Here is a 16,741-nt window from a genome sequence, read left to right on the forward strand (position 1 = left end):
CATCATGTTTAAAAAAATATTGATAGCAAACCGTGGTGAAATCGCCCTGAGGGTGATACGTACCTGTAAAGAGATGGGTATCAAAACAGTAGCGGTTTATTCTACTGCTGATGCTGATAGCCTCCACGTAAAATTTGCTGATGAAGCAGTTTGCATAGGTCCACCGCCCAGTAACCTGTCTTACCTTAAGATGGCTAATATTATAAGCGCCGCCGAGATCACAAATGCTGACGCTATTCACCCTGGTTATGGATTTCTTTCTGAAAATGCTGACTTCTCACGTATCTGTGAGGAACACGACATAAAGTTTATTGGGGCTAGCGCAGAGATGATTTCTAAAATGGGAGATAAGGCCACCGCAAAAGCCACGATGAAAGCGGCAGGTGTTCCTTGCGTTCCAGGAAGTGACGGAATTATAGAAAGTTTTGAGCAATGTCAAGAAATTGCTGAAGAAACTGGTTATCCAGTTATGCTTAAAGCCACCGCTGGTGGCGGAGGTAAGGGAATGCGCGCCGTGTGGAAGGCAGAAGACCTCAAAGAAGCTTGGGAAAGTGCACGCCAGGAAAGTAAAGCTGCCTTTGGCAATGATGACATGTATATGGAGAAGCTCATCGAGGAGCCGCGCCATATCGAGATACAGATCGTAGGAGATCAGTACGGTAAGGCATGCCACTTGAGTGAGCGTGACTGTTCTGTACAGCGTCGCCACCAGAAACTTACTGAAGAGGTCCCTTCTCCTTTTATGACTAAGAAGCTGCGTAAGGAAATGGGTGCTGCCGCTGTAAGGGCCGCAGAATATATTGCCTATGAAGGAGCGGGAACGGTTGAGTTCCTTGTAGACAAACACCGTAACTTCTACTTTATGGAGATGAATACCCGTATACAGGTAGAGCATCCCATCACGGAGCAGGTTATAGATTTTGACTTGATCAGAGAGCAAATCTTAGTTGCTGCGGGAGTAAAAATCTCTGGTAAGAATTATGAGCCAGCGCTACACTCCATCGAGTGCCGTATTAATGCAGAAGATCCTTACCATGGATTCAGACCCTCACCAGGCAAGATTACTGTTTTGCACGCGCCAGGAGGACACGGAGTACGTCTCGACACGCACGTTTATGCTGGTTATTCCATACCGCCTAATTACGACAGCATGATCGCTAAGTTGATCACCACTGCTCGCACCAGACAGGAGGCCATTGATAAAATGAAGCGTGCACTTGATGAATTCTACATAGAGGGAATCAAAACTACGATACCTTTCCACCGTCAACTTATGGAGGATAAGGCATACGTAGAAGGAAATTACACCACGGCTTTTATGAATGACTTCAAAATGAAGCCTGAGAACTAGATTTATCATCAAAGACTCAAAGCCCAAGTTCACTATCTGATCTTGGGCTTTTTTGTTGAATTTCGCTTTGACTTCGACTCCGTGGTCATTGAGCGGAGTCGAAATGCTCAGCGACCGCGCGAAAGCGTATTAAAATAAAAATCTCCAACCAAGTATATCTGGTTGACCATAGATGCTTGGGAGTCTTAGGGTAATAAAATAATTAACTATTTTTTCTGTTTTATCTAAATGCGCTGGTACATCCTATTTTTTCTTTTGGCAATAGGCTATTCTGGATACTCGCAGGATTATGGAAACGTGGTTTCTAAAAGAGTAAAAGTCAGCGACAGCATCAGGTTGGACTCAGTGAGTATTAGCCCGCGCTACTTTCAATTGAAATATCGGGATGGGACTCTTGTGGATTCTACATTGTATCAAATTGACTTTTCTAAAGCCCTTATCCGTTTCCAGCCTAGCCTTTCTGAGGCGATGGATTCACTCGATGTGCAATATCAAAAGCTACCCGATTTCCTTACCCGCACATATCAATCTGGTGATCCTGCTGTGATTCTTGATAATGAAAGTCAGCTTGAGAAACTTGTAGCATCGCAAAAACCACGTTCCACAAATACATTTGTGCCATTTTCTGGGTTGAATGTTTCTGGAAGTATTTCTCGTGGTTTCAGATCGGGAAATAATCAAAGCGGCGTGGTAGATTCTGAGCTGGATCTGCGGGTGACCGGTAAGCTTAATGATCGAGTCTCATTGCGTGCATCCATACAAGACGCTAATGTGCCGCAGACTCAAAACGGTTATTCCCAGCGACTGGATGAATTTGATCAAATATTTATTGAACTTTTCAGTGAGGACTGGAACATCAGAGCAGGAGACGTAGATCTCGTTCAAACCGATTTTCAGTTCAACAGTTTTACAAAACGAGTTCAAGGAATTTCGGGAACGATCAATTTTGGCAGTGAGGATCATCGAGCTTATGCCTCAGCGGCTGGAGCGCTGGTACGTGGAACTTTTAATATCTCGAGATTTACCGGTCAGGAAGGCAATCAGGGACCGTATAAATTGACGGGACAAAATGGAGAGCTTTTTATTCTGGTTGTCTCGGGCAGTGAGCGGGTCTTTGTAAATGGTGTGCCTCTTACCCGTGGTGAGAATGCAGATTATGTAATCGATTACAATGCGGGAGAAGTGCGATTTACCCCCACTTTTCCCATTACAAGTGAAATGCGTATCTCTATAGAGTATCAATATAGCGAGCGCAACTTTACCCGCGTCATAGGTTTTGCAAATGGCGGTTACAAAAGTGAAAAACTACAGATCGACACCTATGCCTACACAGAAAGCGACGCAAAAAACCAACCGCTGCAACAAAACCTGACGGAAGAACAAGTAGCCATTCTCGCCCAGGCCGGCGATGATGAAAGTCTCGCAGTAGCTCCCAGCGCAGTGCCTGACTCATTTTCTGAAAATAAAATCCTCTACACAAGATCTGTGATTAATGGCCAGGAAGTATTTACATTTTCCCAAGATCCCAACGAGGAATTATTTAATGTCAGGTTCAGCTTCGTAGGGCAGGGAAATGGGAACTACGTATTAATCAATGATCAGGCTATCGCAAATATTTATGAATACGTAGCTCCGGTAAATGGAATACCGCAAGGAAATTTTGCTCCTGTCGTGCAACTTTTTGCCCCAGAACAGCTGACCATTTTTGGAGCAAAAGCAAATTATCAGCCATTTGAAAAAACCATTATTGCTACTGAAATAGCGGCAAGTAACAATGATCTCAACCGATTTTCTGAACTTGATGACGAGAATAATAGAGGTATCGCAGCTAAGTTAGGAGTTGCACAAACTTTGTTCGAGGATAAAGACAACGTGTCACTCACGGCAAGAGCTAATGTAGACTACGTTCAAGAAGATTTTCAAAACGTGGAACGGGTTTATAACATTGAGTTCAATCGGGATTGGAACCTGAACAATGAAAGCGGCAGCCAGCTTTACTCTACAACAGGTCTCGATTTTAAAGTTGATTCGACCTTCACCACCAGTTATGAATTCCAACTGCTCGAGTTTTCTGATTCTTATTCAGGAAACCGTCACCGATTAGTTGGACTCTTGAGTACGCCGGGCTGGAAAGCTCGCTACAACGCAAGTCTTCTGAATTCAGAATCAAACACATTATCGACAGAATTCAATCGTGCAGATGTAGATGTGGTAAAGAAAATCAAGAAAAACTACGCTGGAGCACGATTTGGAATGGAGGATAATAAACAAAAGCTGGTAGCAACAAATCAATTTACGGGAGAATCGCAGCGGTTTTACAATTATGAAGTGTATGTAGGAAGAGGCGATACTACCTCAACTTTTGTTGAAGTAGGTTATCGACGACGCATTAATGATAGTTTGAGAAGCAATGAAATTCAACGAGTAAATGCTTCAAACAATTACTACCTCAAGTCACAACTCCTAAAAGATCAGGTAAGCAATCTTGCGATATATGCCAACTATCGCAGGCTCAAAAGTGAAATGGAAAATGTAGAAGATGAAGTGTCGTTCAATTCCAGAATTCTATATAGACGCAAGTTTTTTGAAGGCAAAATACTATCTAATACAACCTACGAGACTAACAGCGCCAGCATTGCTCGACAAGATTTTACCTATGTGAGTGTCAATCCGGGACAGGGAACCTTTACTTGGATCGACTATAACAACGATGGTGTACAGGAATTGAATGAATTTGAAGTGGCTCAATTTCAAGATCAAGCAAGTTTTGTAAGGGTGTTGCTTCCCAATCAAATTTTCCTCCCCACACACCAGAATAAGTTTTCTCAGACTTTAACCTTGCAACCTGCGTCGTGGTCGCAAGAAGAAGGTTTAAAAAAGATTCTATCACAATTTTATAATCAAATAGGTTACACCATAGACCGCATGGTTTTGCGAGAGGGAGATGCTTTTAATTTAAATCCCTTCAGAAGAGCTGATGACCAGCAAGGTCTTAATCTTAGTTTCAGGAACAGCCTATTTTTCAATCGAGGCAAGCAGCGCTACACCACAAATTACACCTACCTCAGTACGGAAACCGAAAATTTGCAAAGCATAGGCAGTATAGCTAGTGAACTGGAAAGTCACCAGCTCAGTTTTTTACATAAGATTGCAGAGCAATGGTTGATCACTTTCAATGCGCAAATAGGCTTTAATTCCAGCAGCAGCGAGAATTTCCCCAATCGGAATTTCAAAATCGATGAAAATCTCATTAAGCCACAAATTTCCTATTTGTTCAACGACAGTAATCGCATCGATCTATTTTTTGAATACCAAGACAAAAAAAACGAAGTAAACGATCTCGCAACCCTCTCACAAAGTAACCTAGGCGTTACCTGGTCTTTTAATGAAAGCCAGAAATATGCGATCAACGGTGAGCTGCGATACGTCAACAATGTATTTGAAGGTGTCGCTTTCTCCCCAGCTGGTTTTCAGATGCTGGAAGGGCTACAACCAGGCTCTAACTTGACTTGGAATCTGTTATTTCAAAAAAAGCTGACCAGTTACCTGGATCTCAACCTCAATTATAATGGTCGTGGGACAGAGAGCAGTCGCACTGTTCACAATGGCAGCGTACAGCTCAAAGCTTATTTTTAGGCCTGATCGCTAGCGTGCCATTCCGCATAGCTGGTTTCTGTTTCCCTGAGTCTTAGGGAAAAAAGCTCAAGATGCTCGGGTAGACGTGATTTGATTTTCTCGGCAAAATCCAGAATCATCATCTCGCTTGTAGGCTGGTAATCGGCGAGAATCACATCATGACCTCTGCCTCTCAGTTCTTCAGCAAGTTCTACGTGAGGGGTGTTTTTGTTAAAAACAGTAGCATGATCAAAAGGATCCACAATTTCTTCCTTGACGATTTTCTTCAAGTCGCCAAAATCGATCACCATTCCCAGCTTCACATTATTAGTGTCAGAAATAGGAGTGCCAATCACGGTAACGGCTAATTTATAACTATGTCCATGCACATTACGGCATTTACCGTCATAGCCGTGAAGCGCGTGACCGGTTTCAAAAGTAAATTCCTTGGTGATGCGTACCTTTTTCATCTTCTGTTCTTAAAAAACTTATTGTAAGCCACCACAACTACGAGAATGATTGCAATTAAAAGAAAGATACCGGTCCCACCCATAAATCTTGAAATGGAAATAAACCAGTTTTCGTCGTCTATTTGAAGCAGCATAGCAAAATTTTCCGCAAAGATACTGAGTTATATACAGTTGATTTCAAGTAGCTCATTCAATTGTAGTTGTTTTAGAGTGTTTCCGCTTTCGCGAAAGCGAGATAAACATTCAGCTCCATTGAACATGAAATACAACCGAGAAATTTTTATAAAATTCATTTGCGCATTTTCTGAATTGTTTTATTTTTGCACCCGCAATAGTCCCATGGTGTAATGGTAACACTCCGGTTTTTGGTACCGTCATTCTAGGTTCGAGTCCTAGTGGGACTACAAAACAACCCTCTTAACTGTCTAGTTTTGAGGGTTTTTTGTTGTTTTGTAATACGTGCTTTCCCCTTATATTCCCCCTTGAAGATCAGTTAAGGGCTTTTTAAGCTGTTTTATTTCGATTGAACGCAATAAAAAAACCTCCCCAAAATCGGAGAGGCTTCAATGACCAAAAATAAGATATTCAAATATAGCTATTATAGACCGCGATAGATACCGTTTTCATCGATATCTTTCACGTAGCTGGATTTAGGAATATATCCTTTCTCAGGATCATAATCGGCAAATCTGAACGGTGCCAGAACATGACCGTAAGAGCTATCGATCATGCTACTATCTTTAAAGCCGTTCAACATCTCGCAAAATTTATTGATCCGATGGTATTCGTTATTCTGCACTTCGTGTCTGGTGTAAGTGCTGAACTCATCAGTTAGAATCTCATCAATTTCAGGACTTAGCGCAACCTTGCCGTTTTTGACCTCAAAATATTTAGAGACGAACATTCTGTTATTGAAGGAATGATCCATGACCGAAACATCTATTCCCAGAGCGGAAAGATTAAACTCATCCGTTGCGTTTGGGAATTGGTAGGTCTTGCGAAGCTTTTTCATGACCGCTTCTTTACGGTTTAAAGCGGATAATATTTCTACGGCCGTGCTGTCCGTAATTTCGCCTAAGATGCTCCTGGCAATCCTCAGTACATCGTTGTAAAAATTTAACTCCCTGTCAAGGTCTGTTTTTCTGGTTTGAACTCTGAATTTGTCGATATTCAGTAAAATCGGTTCGAATTGTTGTTCTGTAGTTTTCATGTTTGTTAAAATTAAAATTGATTTTTGGTCTAAATATTTGCTCCATCAACTATGGAGTTTCTTTTTGAAACGCTGGAAATGATATCTTCAACGGACGTTATCGGAGACGGTAAAGAGCTAACCGCGTCCTTAAAAGATGCTGCCATGCGGTCATAATCAACTGCTGGCACTCGATTAGGTCTTTGAGTGTTTGACTGCACGAATGATCTGGTTACAATCCCGCCATCTGCAAAGTAATTGGGTGTCGAAGCTGTACGGCTGTTTAGGTGCATATTGTTGAAGTCCATGAACAAGCGCGCTGCATTGCGATTCATCACTCCAATCAGTTCCCCTTGTTCCGCTTCAAATGCAGTTCCATCTTCGCCTAGAAACTTTGTTCCGCCTTGCGAATGACGCTTACCGCCTATACTGAACAATGCTCCTTTTTCGGCTTTTTTAATGTCTCTGATTGCTTTTGCTCCTTCAGCAACCGCTAGACCTGTGCTAATTCCCGCCTGTACGGTGTTTATTGTTACCCATGGCTGACCAAACGTCAAAGGAGATGCTGCGATAGCTTTAGTGTTTGCAATTCCCGTCTGGCTTACAATCTGTGAAATAGCTGCTGCTTTATCCGCAACGACCGAAGCTATCGCAACTGATTTGCCCAATGCGCTTTCTTGATCCAATAATCCAGAGACGCGATCTAAATAGCTTTTACCAACGGCTAACTTGTACTGTAGAGATTCTTCCCTAAGCTGTTTGTCCATTGCTGCATATCTGGCATTTATCAAGTTCACATCTGCACCGGTGATTTCAGCTTCTTTGATTTCTTGCTGTCGTTGTCTCTCAAGTTCGTTTCTACGGTTCTCAAGATTCATTAAGAAGTTTTCTTCACCGAGAATGCGTTTGTTCTCAAGGTCAATTAGATCCGCTTCTTTTTCCTGCTCTTTCTGAGCGGTTTTCAGCTCCTCATTTTTGATTCTGTTCTGCTCATTTATCTCGTCAATCTTCTCGTTGTATTCAGTTTCATTGATTTCTCCCTGAATAAGTCTAGCCTTGTGATATTGCTGCTGTTTTTCCTTAATGCGTTGCAAACGATCCTCTTCGGCTTTTACGACTTCATCAGTCAATCGGGTTTCGGCATCTATTCGGCTCTGGTTAGCATTCAGGTAGGCTTGCAATTCTTGAGATGCTGCCTGAACTGCAACTTCTGCGCGTTGGCTTGCCAGTTCATTTTTAAGCCTTAGAAGTTCAGCATCGTATTCAGTCTCGGTAACATTTCTGTTTTTAAGATTTGCCTTGAGGATATCGACCTCTTTTTTGTAAACATCCTCAGCGACTTTGAGCTGTTCTTCAAGTGTCTTTTTACGGTGCCCCTGTTGCTGAATGAATAATTGAAGCTGCGCTTCTTGTTCGGCTATCGCCTTGTCTGCAATCTCTTTTTGCTGTTGTGCAGCTTCTTTTTGCAACTGAACGCGGTTTGTTAACTGCTCCGATTCCTGACCAGTTATCCTTTCGCGAATGTCCGCAATGGCTTCAAGGGCTTCGGCTTGTGCGTCCAGAGCTTCTTGAGTTCTACCTTCTTGCTCAATTCGGATATTGTTTACTTCAAGATTGAGCTGTGCGATTCTCAATTCTTCTTCTAGCTGTTTTTTGAGGGTTTTCCCTAATTCTTCATTTGCAGCTACTCGCTCCTGAATGCTTTTGCTTTCATCGTCGCGGATTTGTCGCAACTTCTCAGCTTCTCTTTGATAGTCCTTTTGAATTTTCCCAGACTTGCGCTGCTCGTTTCTTAAAAACGCTTCCGCATCCGCTAATTCTTTGGCTTGTGCGCTGCTTTCCTGAACCTCAATATTGAACTTTCGCAAAGCTGCTGCCTGTTCTTCAAAACCTAGCAATTCAAGTCCTGAAGCTATCGCATCAATTCCCTTGAAAATCGCTTTTTCTGCCAGTTCAAAACCTTTCACAATCCCATCGATAAGAAATTCGCCCAACGGTTCCAGAAACTTCAATAGTTTGTTAGTGATTCCAGAAAAACCGCTAAACGCCCTCATGAGTTTGTTAGTGGAATCCTCGCTTCGGTTCAATGCGCTTTTGACTAGCGCAAACGCTCCGACCAGTACGGCCAGAATTGCACCGATAGGGGTTGCGATAAATGCAAGTGTCGCCTTGGTCATTCCCCACATTCCAGTTGCAGCACCTTTCAGACCACCTTTAACCAAGTTCAGCGCGCCTCCAGATTCTTCGGATTTTTGAACCATGCCACTCAGACCACCGCTAAAAATACTTGTACCTTCAAACGCTTCTTTTACCCCTTCGGAATAACGTCCGATATTTGTAGAGGTATCGCCTATGCCTTTGCGAAGTTCTACGGTGCGGTCTTTCAGTTCTTTGTGCTTTGCTGCTAACTGTTCTGCCTGAATGGAATTTTCACCGTACAGTTGTTTAGTCTCAGACCATCGCTTGTTTATTATCGATAGCGCGTTTTCCGCTTCTTTGACCGTTTTTATTTCTTTGCCCTGAAGTTCTAGGAGTTTACCCAGTTGTGTTTGACTCGCGTTGTATTCACGGTTTAACGCCTTGGTTTCAGCTTGCAGCTCTACGTATGTACGAGATGAAGTGTCGCCAGACTTTTTTAGTGCGTCTAGTGATTCCTTGCTGCGGTCTAATCGCTTCTTTAATTCCGTTTGACTTTTGAGTACCGCATCCACGTCGATATCCAGCTCGAAGATTTTTATTTTTGACATCTGTAGTTTCTTGTATTAGGTTAATGATTTCGTTTTCCAGTTCTTTTTTTAGCTCGGCATCACTTGAGCAAATAACAAAGTTTTTTTTCCATCGCTCATGGAAGTAGGGCGTTGTGAAGTACCTGACTATGTTTGCTATCTCAAAATCGGATAGGTTCGTTTCGTTTGCTGCCCAGTCGATAGCGGTAACTATGACCGCGTTAACGTTGTATTTTTCCTGAAGGTCTACTTCTTTACTCATTTTGACCCTCCTTTCCGTATCGGTGCATTTGAATTGATTTTAGTGTTGAGGTTGTTTTCATTTTTCGGCGTTTTTTCGGCGTTTTTTCATGTCAGGTTTTGTAAGGTTCATCTTGATTTCAATGTTAAGTTTTGACAAGTTCTGATGAATTATCTTTTCATTTACCCTTTGGGTAATCTTTGGGTCAGACATCACCCCAAACTCACCCTTCTTTTCGTAGTATTTACGTAGTAAACCCCATTCGGGCAATGATTGGATTTGAGTTTTAAACCTTAATATTTGCTAACAACCTTGAACCGCTGTTTTCTTTTTATTCTACTCATTACACGGCTCAAATCACTCATTGTCAATATCTAGCAATTTCCCATACCGCACGTGAACGGTTAGGCTTTGGAAATGAATGACTTTGTTAGCCTGATTTTTCTTTGAATTGACAGTTACACGATTACCAGGCGCGAACGGTGTATCAGCATCACCATAAATCTTTACGACTTCACCTTCATTATTTTTCAGATGTGCAACGCAATTATGTTTTGCGTAAAGGTGATCGTCTTCGCTTTCGAGAATATCTATTAAAACTCCTTCTTTGATTATCACGGTGGATCCGTCTGGCATCACTCTTTGACCTGTGTATTTTTTATCATCGTCAACGCTTACACGGTCGCCAATATCTGGCGTATCGTCTGCATCTAGTTCATAGAAGTCCAGTTCATCAGCATTGGCATCCTGAACGATCTTGTTTTGAGTTTTGAGGTTCGCAATGCTGACGAAAATTCCGTTCAGCTTTGAAAGTCTTTGCTTTTTAGTGAGCATGGTTTTAAAATTTGATGAGTTTACATTTTTCTTTTTGAGCGGAACTTTTTTCTTTTTTTAAAAGCTTGCGCTCTGGTTGTTTAATAGTTGGATTGGAAGAGAAAAAACAAGATCGTTTTTGATAAAAAACTCCTCTTATTCTAGTTTTATAGTATAGATTATTAAGTAGCTTATTAATGTATATTATTATAGGTGCCGTAAATGTTTTGAGAATGTGACGACAATGTTTTGTTGATTTGATGAAAAAAACCATGGCTAACCATACCCTTAAAGCGATGCTTCCAGAGCAATTGAGTTGAATTCTCTTATTATAGGTGCTGTTATGGTACTGTAATGGTACTGTTCTCATTTCCCTTGATTTATAGATGCATTCTGAATCTTTAATAAAGCGCGCTCCCTTGCATCTTTGACCTCTCTTTGAGCTTGCTTCTCTTTGGTAGTTTTACGGTTCACCTCAGCGCAATAAACCAGCTTGTCAAGGTTCATCTTATCGCTTTTGATAGCTACATAAAAACCTCTGGTGTAGTAGGAGTAAACCAGTACGTTCCAATTGTCTCGCAGTTCGTTTTTAATCTTCCCTAACTGATATTTATTGCAGTAGGGTTGTAAGTCATCGGAAATCCCTTGAAAGTTGTACTTCCCTTCAGTTCTTATCGATTTGGCTTTGCCATCCATTCGCGAAAGCCAGTATTTATTGGTAACCTTACAATACGGCTTGTCCTGAATGATGCTTTTGAAAGCTAGAAAACCCAATAAGCAAACCTTTTGAAAATCAGATTTTTCAGTATTCATGTAGCTTATTAAGTGATCTATATTTATACCTACAAATAGGCTTTCATCTTCATGGTATTGCATTAATTCACGTCCCCTATTTAATCGCTCAGAATTGTATTTTGCCTTCAATCCGTAATAGCTCATGGCTATTGCAAAACCTTTGCATTCGTCCTCGTTTATAGTCCATTCGAATCCTTCTTGATCGTAGTATTCATCAATTTTTTTAGCGATTGCGTAATAGAGAACATCTTTGAGCACACTTCTCGTATCGCTCATAAATCCGCGTAGCATGACTAAAGGAAAGTTTATGTATTTGATATCTTCGGTCATTACTTATGCTCCCTTAAAAATTTGCGATACCAGTTTGTAAATTCCGTGAAGTCCCGAACAATTACATAAATCCCTCCAGCTCGTTCTATATCTCTTTGATATTGCTTTTGCGCTTCGCTCTGGCGGTCGTTGGTGTACTTACACTTAATCTCAATCTTTACGCTTACGCCTTTGATGAGCGCATGAAGATCGCTTGTACCTGCACGACTACTACCTTTAACCCACCGTTCACCATCTTTTGTCTTGAGTAGCATTCCCGTGCTGTTCACGCGCTCGACAAATCCGCCAGTTAGTTCGATACAGTCCTGAACGCATTTAGTTAGGGAGTTTGTATCACGGTCGCTATACCTCGTTTTTACTGGATAAGGAAATGAGGGATTTGCTTCTACCTTCTTTTTAAAAGCGAAGTCCTCAAACTTTTTTAAGCTCTCAGGCTTTTTGTATCTCGTCTTTGCCATAAAACTAGCTGAGGTTAAAGCCTATGCGCTTGTAAAGTCTGATTTTCAAACGCTCGTTTATCGGCTGGCAATGTTCCAGAGATTTTGATAATACCCGGACGCGCTCAATACGATCTTTATTTGCCCTTTGATTTTTCATAATAGGGCGTATCTTTGTCGTTCTACACACGTAGCCACGTGTATAGTTTGAACAATTAAAGGACATCGTTGAGGTGTCCTTTTTTTTTGTGAAGTGGTTAAGCAGCCCACATCCCTAAAGTTCAACTAGGGATTCATGTACCTCATCTACCTTGTAGAAAACGCGCCCACCTTTGCCGTAGGCTTTTAGCTTGCCCTGTTTAGTCCAGTTGTAGATAGTAGCTAACGTACAACTGAATAAATCTGCAACCTCTTTGCGTGTGTAGTAGATTTTGTTTTTGTGTGAAGTTTGGATTGTACTCATAACAAATTTTAGTTATGACTATGATCCATTTGAGAATGTCTAATATCTTTGTAACTCCTACATTACTGGCTATCGTGAAGTTTCAAATGGATCGGTAGCCTTTTATTATTTGATAAAATTATTACCTTTTTTAGCTAATTTGAAACTTAGAAGTTCTTAATATCTCTTGTTTTTATTAGATTAAACAATTGAAATACAGTATTTTATATTGTGTGGTTCAAGTATATTTGTATCATGCAAATATTTTAATCAGTTGATAATTAAGGTGTTAAATAATAAGAATTTTTTTTTATTACGAATTGTCAGTGAGATATCTTTTCAAAGTATTATCAGAGAGTTCAAGTAAAAATCTTTCTTTGAGAATGCTATGTACATCTTTGTTTGTTGCCTGTGAATATTCAACTAATAGTTTTTTAAACTTTTTTATAAAAGTCTTTTTTTGGTCAATGTCTCTAAGATTCATTTTTAAAGGGGGTAATACATCTTCTTTGATAAGAAATTTTCTGTGTTCTCTTTTGTCCAACTGATTTAAAAACGCAATCAAGGTTTCCATTTTAGAATTTTTAAATCTTTGTTCATAGTGAAGTATAAAGAATCCAATGTTAGAAATGGTGAGGAGTGATTGAATTGAACCAGATTCAATGTTACAATTTTTCAAAAATGCCTTAAATGAATAATTACCATTTTTTGACTTTAATAAATTTTCAATCTCAACTTTCATTGCTTTCAATTCCTTAGGTTTCAGATAGCGGAACTGATTAGGTCTTATCTTTTTTCCTATCAAACTTTTTACCGAAGTTGTCAATATTCCGTATGCCATTTACTCAAAGTCAATTCTAGTAACATGAGCTTCAAATTTTGAACTCCGTTGTTCTTTAATATCATAATTCAGCATTTTACGCGGATATAGAAGATATTGGTTAAAATCTATATCGTCGCAGATTACATTTTCATCAAGTGAAAAAACTGATATTCTTTCGCTAGCGTTAGGATGTAAACCGTACAACTTACGATCAAGTTCCCTTCTTGATACGTGTTGCTTGCCGTCTTTAATTGTGATAATTGTGTGCATAGTTTGAATTTTAATTTTTGCTTTCTTTTTTCTCTATAGCTTTATCGAACTTAGCTAATTCGTTTTCAATCTGTTCTACTTGCTTATTAACGTCTTCGCATCTTGAGGTGCCGAAATATTCAATTCGATTTTTTCTATCCTCTGTACTCATAAATTTTACAAAGTCTTCATCTGGGTATTTTTCATTTTCTTCCATAATGATCTTTTGATATTCCATAGTTTGAATTTTAATTAGTTCCTGTATTCTTAATTACGTTCATCTTAGCCGTTTTTTCGGCTTTGCGCTCCAATAGCCTGTAATGATCTGCTATTTGCTGCACATAGTCAATGCTAGGCTTTCCGATATATTTCAATAGCATTTTTTCCGTGCTGTGTCCTGTGATCTGAAGTATTAAAGGTGTCGGCATGGTTCCGTAGTAGTTGCTGGCATAAGAGCGTCTACATACATGGCTAGAGATAAGATCATGCTTTGGGAATGTACCTAACTCCCTCTTTTTTCCCTTGCCGGTACTTTTACGGCCATGCGTTGGAGTGTCTATTTCAGCAAGTTCAGCTATCTCTTTCAGGTACTTATTGAATTTTGAAAGCGATATTTTATGAGGGAAACCACTCTCAATAACTTCCCTGGCTTCTTTTGGTAGCGGAATAATAATTGCTTTGCCAGTCTTTTGCTGGGTCAATTCAATTACTTCAACTCCGTTTCTAACAGTGTAATTTTCGGCTGTAAGGCTCAATAAGTCAGATCCGCGCTGACCTATATGACATCCCAGTACTAGCCATTTTCTAGCATTGATGAGGTAATTTTTATCTATTCGGGTTTTCTGTATCTGGCTCAGTTCCTCAAAGTTGAGATAAAGCGGTTTTTCATTTGTGATTGTAGGAGCTACAAATGCAAATTGAGTGTTATCAACTTCAATGTTGTTACCTAGTGCATCCTTGCAAACTGTTTTAGTATCTCTTATGATCTTGAGCGCATAATTTTTAGAATACCCTTGATCTGTTAGCATCCAGTCTGCGAACCGTTCCAGAAACAACTTGTTAACATCTTTGATTCTGTAATTTTTGTCGCCTTGGTAACGCTTAACCATATTTAAGAGGTTGCGATATGACTTTAAACGACCTTCGGACAAGCCATAACCACCACGATCATTTTTTCTTAGATGTGAGGTATCGATAATGCGCTGCACATAATCAGTCAGATAATCGCTTATCTCTTCATTTTTGGAAACTTCCCCTTTGAATGATGCAATTCTATTTTCTAGCCACTTACTGTCAATCAAATTGGCTGGGGTTACTTCCAGATTATCAATAACCTCATCTCTAAGTTTTGTCAATTTCTTTCTTAATGACTTAGCATCTGCATCTCTAATTCTGTCTTTAACAAATCCACGCTCCCAAAAATCAGGATCGATACTATAACCTGTACTTTTTAGGCATTCGTATTTATCGCCATCTTTTATGCGTAAATAAATATTGTGTTTAGAGCCTGATCCGCTCTTTGTGCGATAGGTAACTGTAGCCATTTTGAAAGTTTGAACGATACAAAAATACGAAAGGGGGATATATTTCCCCCTATTTTCCCCCTAATTTCTGACCTTATTATATTTTATTATACTTTATGATATTGTCTATTTACAAGTAATAGACTGAAAACAAGGTACTTTAGCAGGTAAATATTTAGTTTTATGAGAGTTACGTTTTTATAGGTCATAGTCCTAGTGGGACTACTTCTAAATCCCGATTCAGTTTTGAGTCGGGATTTTTTTATGCAGATTATTTAAACCATTGCCGCGACACCGTGGTAGTGTTCCAGCTCAAAATCAATCGATGTAGTTCTTACTTTCCCCTCATATTTCCCTTATTTTTATACCAAATTATAATCTATGATCAATAGAACCGTAAAAAATGCCGTGGAGGCTTTACAAGGTGTAAAAAGCGGTATGACCTTGATGGTGGGCGGTTTTGGCCTATCTGGTATCCCTGAGAACAGTATCAGCGAGTTGGTGAAACTAGGAGTTGAGAATTTAACTTGTATTTCAAACAATGCTGGTATAGATGATTTTGGGCTCGGGCTACTGCTTCAGGGCAAACAAATCAAAAAGATGATTTCTTCCTATGTAGGAGAAAACGATGAGTTTGAAAGACAGATGTTAAGCGGCGAACTAGAAGTGGAGTTGATTCCTCAGGGAACACTCGCTGAACGATGTCGTGCCGCGCAAGCAGGTATCCCGGCGTTTTACACTCCTGCAGGTTACGGAACTGAAGTCGCTGAGGGAAAGGAATCCAGAGACTTTGATGGTAAACCACATATTTTGGAGCACGCCTTCAAAGCCGATTTTGCCTTTGTAAAAGCTTGGAAAGGCGATGAGGCTGGTAACTTGATTTTCAAGGGAACGGCGCGTAATTTCAATCCGGTGATGTGTGGTGCGGCTACGATCACGGTCGCTGAGGTGGAGGAACTGGTGCCGGCAGGAGATCTGGACCCCAATCAAATCCATATTCCAGGCATATTTGTAAAGCGTATTTTCAAAGGAGAGCGCTATGAGAAAAGAATTGAACAAAGAACCGTTAGAACCAGAGACTGATGTTAGATAAGATAGGAATTGCAAAACGCATAGCAAGAGAGGTAAAAGATGGCTATTATGTGAATCTGGGAATAGGAATTCCCACGCTGGTGGCAAATTACGTACCCGATAAACTTGAGGTTGAATTTCAGTCTGAAAACGGTGTTTTAGGCATGGGACCATTTCCTTTTGAAGGAGATGAAGATCCAGATGTAATCAATGCCGGTAAACAAACCATTACTACACTTCCAGGAGCGAGTTTCTTTGATAGCGCGATGAGCTTTGGAATGATCAGGGGCCAGCATGTAGACTTGACCATTCTTGGAGCCATGGAAGTTGCAGAAAATGGTGATATAGCTAACTGGAAGATTCCTGGTAAAATGGTAAAGGGAATGGGAGGAGCCATGGATCTTGTGGCCAGTGCAGGGAACATCATCGTCGCGATGATGCATACCAATAGAGCAGGAGCCTCAAAACTACTTAAAAGATGCAGCCTACCGCTTACAGGTGTGAACTGTATCAATAAAGTGGTCACTAATCTAGCAGTTCTAGAAGTGACTGATAAGGGCTTCAAGTTGCTAGAACGCGCACCGGGAGTGAGTGTGGAACAAATAAAAGAAGCTACAGAGGGAAATCTAACTATTGAAGGCGATATTCCTGAAATGGTAATTTAAT

16 protein-coding genes and 1 tRNA gene are annotated in these 16,741 nt (G+C 40.4%); 5 read left to right on the forward strand and 12 right to left on the reverse strand.

Translation table 11 applies throughout. The features are described 5' to 3' along the window. The first annotated feature begins 4 nt into the window (after nt 1-4). Together accC and BST97_RS12035 are read left to right on the forward strand one after the other, a co-directional pair. Nucleotides 5-1,351, forward strand: coding sequence for an acetyl-CoA carboxylase biotin carboxylase subunit (gene accC, locus BST97_RS12030; RefSeq protein ID WP_085767472.1), 1,347 nt, complete (start codon nt 5-7; stop codon nt 1,349-1,351). A 228-nt stretch (nt 1,352-1,579) separates the two neighbouring features. Next, nucleotides 1,580-4,987, forward strand: coding sequence for a hypothetical protein (locus tag BST97_RS12035; protein ID WP_085767473.1), 3,408 nt, complete (start codon nt 1,580-1,582; stop codon nt 4,985-4,987). Here BST97_RS12035 and BST97_RS12040 read toward each other — a convergent pair. Next, the gene (locus BST97_RS12040) at nt 4,984-5,436 is read right to left on the reverse strand and encodes a 6-pyruvoyl trahydropterin synthase family protein (protein ID WP_085767474.1); all 453 of its coding nucleotides are present in this window, start codon (nt 5,434-5,436) and stop codon (nt 4,984-4,986) included. The genes BST97_RS12035 and BST97_RS12040 overlap by 4 nt on opposite strands. After that, nucleotides 5,433-5,570 (reverse strand): hypothetical protein, encoded by a 138-nt coding sequence (locus tag BST97_RS15870; protein ID WP_157111651.1) that lies wholly within the window; start codon nt 5,568-5,570, stop codon nt 5,433-5,435. Before BST97_RS15870 ends, BST97_RS12040 begins: the two co-directional genes overlap by 4 nt. A gap of 199 nt (nt 5,571-5,769) precedes the next feature. On the opposite strand from BST97_RS15870, the gene BST97_RS12045 reads away from it, so the two are divergent. Continuing rightward, nucleotides 5,770-5,840: transfer RNA gene (locus BST97_RS12045), tRNA-Gln, on the forward strand. A 194-nt stretch (nt 5,841-6,034) separates the two neighbouring features. Here BST97_RS12045 and BST97_RS12050 read toward each other — a convergent pair. From BST97_RS12050 to BST97_RS12100, 10 genes are all read right to left on the reverse strand, one after another. Then, nucleotides 6,035-6,646, reverse strand: a complete 612-nt coding sequence (locus BST97_RS12050) for a hypothetical protein (protein WP_085767475.1) — start codon at nt 6,644-6,646, stop codon at nt 6,035-6,037. A 29-nt stretch (nt 6,647-6,675) separates the two neighbouring features. Next, nucleotides 6,676-9,372, reverse strand: coding sequence for a coiled-coil domain-containing protein (locus BST97_RS12055; protein ID WP_085767476.1), 2,697 nt, complete (start codon nt 9,370-9,372; stop codon nt 6,676-6,678). A 577-nt stretch (nt 9,373-9,949) separates the two neighbouring features. Further along, nucleotides 9,950-10,426: a hypothetical protein gene (locus BST97_RS12065; RefSeq protein WP_085767478.1), complete on the reverse strand. Its 477-nt coding sequence runs from the start codon at nt 10,424-10,426 to the stop codon at nt 9,950-9,952. Between the two features lie 345 nt (nt 10,427-10,771). Further along, complete coding sequence (locus BST97_RS12070) at nt 10,772-11,530, reverse strand: hypothetical protein (RefSeq protein ID WP_085767479.1); 759 nt, start codon at nt 11,528-11,530, stop codon at nt 10,772-10,774. Continuing rightward, nucleotides 11,530-11,988, reverse strand: a complete 459-nt coding sequence (locus BST97_RS12075; protein WP_085767480.1) for a hypothetical protein — start codon at nt 11,986-11,988, stop codon at nt 11,530-11,532. Before BST97_RS12075 ends, BST97_RS12070 begins: the two co-directional genes overlap by 1 nt. Before the next feature lie 253 nt (nt 11,989-12,241). After that, complete coding sequence (locus BST97_RS12080; protein WP_085767481.1) at nt 12,242-12,430, reverse strand: helix-turn-helix domain-containing protein; 189 nt, start codon at nt 12,428-12,430, stop codon at nt 12,242-12,244. A gap of 292 nt (nt 12,431-12,722) precedes the next feature. After that, on the reverse strand, nt 12,723-13,250 hold the full coding sequence (locus tag BST97_RS12085) for a hypothetical protein (RefSeq protein WP_085767482.1): 528 nt from the start codon (nt 13,248-13,250) through the stop codon (nt 12,723-12,725). Then, entirely contained in the window at nt 13,251-13,502 is a 252-nt protein-coding gene (locus BST97_RS12090) for a hypothetical protein (protein ID WP_085767483.1), read from the reverse strand. A 10-nt stretch (nt 13,503-13,512) separates the two neighbouring features. Next, nucleotides 13,513-13,719: a hypothetical protein gene (locus BST97_RS12095; protein ID WP_085767484.1), complete on the reverse strand. Its 207-nt coding sequence runs from the start codon at nt 13,717-13,719 to the stop codon at nt 13,513-13,515. Nucleotides 13,720-13,729: 10 nt separating this feature from the next. Further along, on the reverse strand, nt 13,730-15,025 hold the full coding sequence (locus BST97_RS12100) for a phage integrase SAM-like domain-containing protein (protein ID WP_085767485.1): 1,296 nt from the start codon (nt 15,023-15,025) through the stop codon (nt 13,730-13,732). 360 nt (nt 15,026-15,385) lie between these two features. Between BST97_RS12100 and BST97_RS12105 the strand changes: the two genes are divergently transcribed. Both BST97_RS12105 and BST97_RS12110 read left to right on the forward strand, forming a co-directional pair. Continuing rightward, nucleotides 15,386-16,087 carry a CoA transferase subunit A gene (locus tag BST97_RS12105; RefSeq protein WP_085767486.1) on the forward strand — a complete coding sequence of 234 codons (702 nt, stop codon included), beginning with the start codon at nt 15,386-15,388 and terminating at the stop codon, nt 16,085-16,087. Then, the gene (locus BST97_RS12110; protein ID WP_085767487.1) at nt 16,087-16,740 is read left to right on the forward strand and encodes a CoA transferase subunit B; all 654 of its coding nucleotides are present in this window, start codon (nt 16,087-16,089) and stop codon (nt 16,738-16,740) included. Before BST97_RS12105 ends, BST97_RS12110 begins: the two co-directional genes overlap by 1 nt. Nucleotide 16,741: the final 1 nt, after the last annotated feature.

The sequence above is a fragment of the Nonlabens spongiae genome (genome assembly GCF_002117125.1).
GTDB classification, from domain to species: domain Bacteria; phylum Bacteroidota; class Bacteroidia; order Flavobacteriales; family Flavobacteriaceae; genus Nonlabens; species Nonlabens spongiae.

Bases quoted from the DNA above. Each gene is read 5' to 3' on its own strand.
- BST97_RS12080 (WP_085767481.1), bottom strand. From the start codon at position 12,430: ATGAGTACAATCCAAACTTCACACAAAAACAAAATCTACTACACACGC.
- BST97_RS12055 (WP_085767476.1), bottom strand. From the start codon at position 9,372: ATGTCAAAAATAAAAATCTTCGAGCTGGATATCGACGTGGATGCGGTA.
- BST97_RS12050 (WP_085767475.1), bottom strand. From the start codon at position 6,646: ATGAAAACTACAGAACAACAATTCGAACCGATTTTACTGAATATCGAC.
- BST97_RS12075 (WP_085767480.1), bottom strand. From the start codon at position 11,988: ATGGCAAAGACGAGATACAAAAAGCCTGAGAGCTTAAAAAAGTTTGAG.
- BST97_RS12035 (WP_085767473.1), top strand. From the start codon at position 1,580: ATGCGCTGGTACATCCTATTTTTTCTTTTGGCAATAGGCTATTCTGGA.
- BST97_RS12105 (WP_085767486.1), top strand. From the start codon at position 15,386: ATGATCAATAGAACCGTAAAAAATGCCGTGGAGGCTTTACAAGGTGTA.
- BST97_RS12085 (WP_085767482.1), bottom strand. From the start codon at position 13,250: ATGGCATACGGAATATTGACAACTTCGGTAAAAAGTTTGATAGGAAAA.
- BST97_RS12090 (WP_085767483.1), bottom strand. From the start codon at position 13,502: ATGCACACAATTATCACAATTAAAGACGGCAAGCAACACGTATCAAGA.
- BST97_RS15870 (WP_157111651.1), bottom strand. From the start codon at position 5,570: ATGCTGCTTCAAATAGACGACGAAAACTGGTTTATTTCCATTTCAAGA.
- BST97_RS12065 (WP_085767478.1), bottom strand. From the start codon at position 10,426: ATGCTCACTAAAAAGCAAAGACTTTCAAAGCTGAACGGAATTTTCGTC.
- accC (WP_085767472.1), top strand. From the start codon at position 5: ATGTTTAAAAAAATATTGATAGCAAACCGTGGTGAAATCGCCCTGAGG.
- BST97_RS12040 (WP_085767474.1), bottom strand. From the start codon at position 5,436: ATGAAAAAGGTACGCATCACCAAGGAATTTACTTTTGAAACCGGTCAC.
- BST97_RS12095 (WP_085767484.1), bottom strand. From the start codon at position 13,719: ATGGAATATCAAAAGATCATTATGGAAGAAAATGAAAAATACCCAGAT.
- BST97_RS12100 (WP_085767485.1), bottom strand. From the start codon at position 15,025: ATGGCTACAGTTACCTATCGCACAAAGAGCGGATCAGGCTCTAAACAC.
- BST97_RS12110 (WP_085767487.1), top strand. From the start codon at position 16,087: ATGTTAGATAAGATAGGAATTGCAAAACGCATAGCAAGAGAGGTAAAA.
- BST97_RS12070 (WP_085767479.1), bottom strand. From the start codon at position 11,530: ATGACCGAAGATATCAAATACATAAACTTTCCTTTAGTCATGCTACGC.